Source organism: Mesorhizobium sp. M0058, assembly GCF_040323095.1.
Taxonomy (GTDB): Bacteria; Pseudomonadota; Alphaproteobacteria; order Rhizobiales; family Rhizobiaceae; genus Mesorhizobium.
Genome location: NZ_JAMYUQ010000046.1, coordinates 1 through 2397 on the forward strand (window position 1 = coordinate 1; position 2397 = coordinate 2397).

Genomic DNA, 2397 nt, shown 5'->3' on the forward strand with positions numbered 1-2397 from the left:
CTCCGGCGAGCACGCCGGCGACATCATTGTCTACCAAAGCAGCTACACCGACAGACTCGCAACTCTGGCCTATGTCACCGCCGACGGCAGCGCGCACGAGTTCGCCCACCTGGGCGGTGTAGTCACCGTGGCCGACCTAGGCCTGACCGCGTCGGACTTCACCTTCGTTTGATCCAGAAACCCATACGGAACCGCGCCCGCCCCGCCCCCTGGGCGGGCGCTTTCCCGTTCCGCTACTTGCCTGGGCCGGGGCGCCCGAGGGGCGCCCGGGAGCAGTCGCAGCGTGGATAGCTTGACCAAGCCCTGCGCGTCGCGCTGGTCGTGCACCGAAATCTCCTGAAGGTGTGGAGGCGGATTCGCCTGTTCGGGCCCTTGCGGCCGACCACGATGAATCCCTTCCAAACCTTCAGCCGGACGGTGTTGTTGACCCGCTCCATTAAATGCCGGGACCAAACATATTCGGCGGGAGCACTGATCCTGAACCAGCGAGCGGATGCAGTCGGTTGCCGGTCGGGGAGCAATATAGGGAGCCGGGTCGCCAGCCTCCGGAGACTTACGTGACAACCATTCCAAAGGATTCAGCTTTGAGACCCTTCCCTCTGACATCCGCGATTTGGGGCATTATGTTGATCAGCGGCGTGGTCAACGTGCTTGCGCTGATCTCGCCGCTGTTCATGCTTCAGGTCTATGACCGCGTTCTGGCAAGTGGCAGCGTATCCACGCTAGTGGGGCTCGTCGTGCTTGCTGCGGGGCTTTATGCGTTCCAATGCCTGCTCGACATTTTGCGCGCCCGCGTGCTGCTGCGGATTGGCGAGCGTTTCGATGGTCAGTTTTCCGGACGCGTTCACGATGCGATCGTTCGCCTTCCGCTTTCAACGCGCATGCCGGGCGACGGCTTGCAGCCGCTTCGCGATCTCGACAATGTTCGCGGCTTCTTAGGTGGAAACGGTCCGACAGCGTTCTTCGATCTGCCATGGATGCTGTTTTATCTCGGCATTTGCTTCCTCCTTCATTTCTGGATCGGCATGACGGCACTTATCGGGGCGGTCGGTCTCACATCTCTGACACTCCTTGCCAACACTCTCTCGCAAGGGCCGATAAGCGATACCGTTGCCCACAACATGGCACGCAATGGTCTGCTGCAAGCAGCGCGTTGCAATGCCGAGGTCGTGCAAGCTCTCGGTCTTGGAAAGCGGATCGCTGCCCGATGGCAAAAGGCCAATGCCAAGTGTCTGGCCGCCAACCGGAAAGCTGGGGACGTGGCAGGTGGGCTGGGTGCCATTTCAAAGTCGCTGCGTGTGCTGCTGCAATCGGCCATTCTTGCCGTCGGTGCGTACCTTGTGGTCAGGGAAGAGGCTACGGCCGGGGTCATGATTGCCAGTTCGATCATGATGGGGCGTGCGCTGGCTCCGGTCGATCTCGCCATTTCAAGCTGGAAACCCTTCCTCATGGCGCGCCAGGGTTGGGCGCGGCTGGAGGACCTCTTGGAAAAGGTTCCTGAAACCGCTCCTGTCATGCTAATGCCTGAACCTGAACGCGAACTGCGCCTCGAAAGCGTGACAATCGTTCCGCCCGGCGAAAGCAAGCCGACCGTGACCGGCTTTGCGTTTGCCATTCAGGCGGGAAGCGCACTCGGGGTCATCGGTCCATCGGGCTCGGGCAAGTCGACACTCTCGCGCGCCATCGTCGGCGCATGGACGCCGGTCGCCGGGAAGGTTCGCATCGACAGCGCAAGCCTCGATCAATGGGACCGGGAAGCACTAGGCCGTCACATCGGCTATCTGCCGCAAGGTGTTGAATTGTTCGATGGCACCATTGCCGAAAACATCGCTCGTTTTGAAGATGATCCTGACCCTGAGGCTATTGTCGCCGCGGCGAAGGCAGCGGGCACCCACGAACTGATCCTCCGATTTGAGCACGGATACGAAACTCCGATTGGTGAGGCCGGATCGGCACTTTCCGCCGGGCAGCGCCAGCTTATCGGTCTTGCCCGGGCCCTTTATCGAGACCCTTTCCTTGTTGTGCTGGATGAACCCAATGCCCATCTCGATGCGGAAGGCGAGGCTGCAGTCGTTAATGCGATCGCCTCCGTGCGCGAGCGCAAGGGCATTGCGGTTGTCGTCGCCCATCGGCCGAGCGCCATCCGCGCCGTGGATTTGGTGTTGGTGATGGAAGGTGGACGGCAGCGATCATTCGGTGCGCGTTCCAAAGTCCTGAAGGCCATCGAGTCTACACAGGATCACGTGGCAGAGCGCGCTGACATGGAGGATCCCGGTGTCCGGCATTCATCAGAACAATGACGTTTCGAGCTCGTGGCGGTTGAACAGGAACTGCGGCGGATCGATATCGTCGCGCCGCAGTCAGGCGCCATTCAACAACTCGCAGTTCATACGGTCG

At 60.9% G+C, this 2397-nt stretch carries 1 protein-coding gene; it reads left to right on the forward strand.

Going from position 1 to position 2397, the window contains the following annotated elements:
* Positions 1–566: 566 nt before the first annotated feature.
* A complete protein-coding gene (locus NKJ75_RS32680) occupies positions 567–2300 on the forward strand; it encodes a type I secretion system permease/ATPase (protein ID WP_352500752.1) in 1734 nt (577 codons plus the stop codon).
* Positions 2301–2397: the final 97 nt, after the last annotated feature.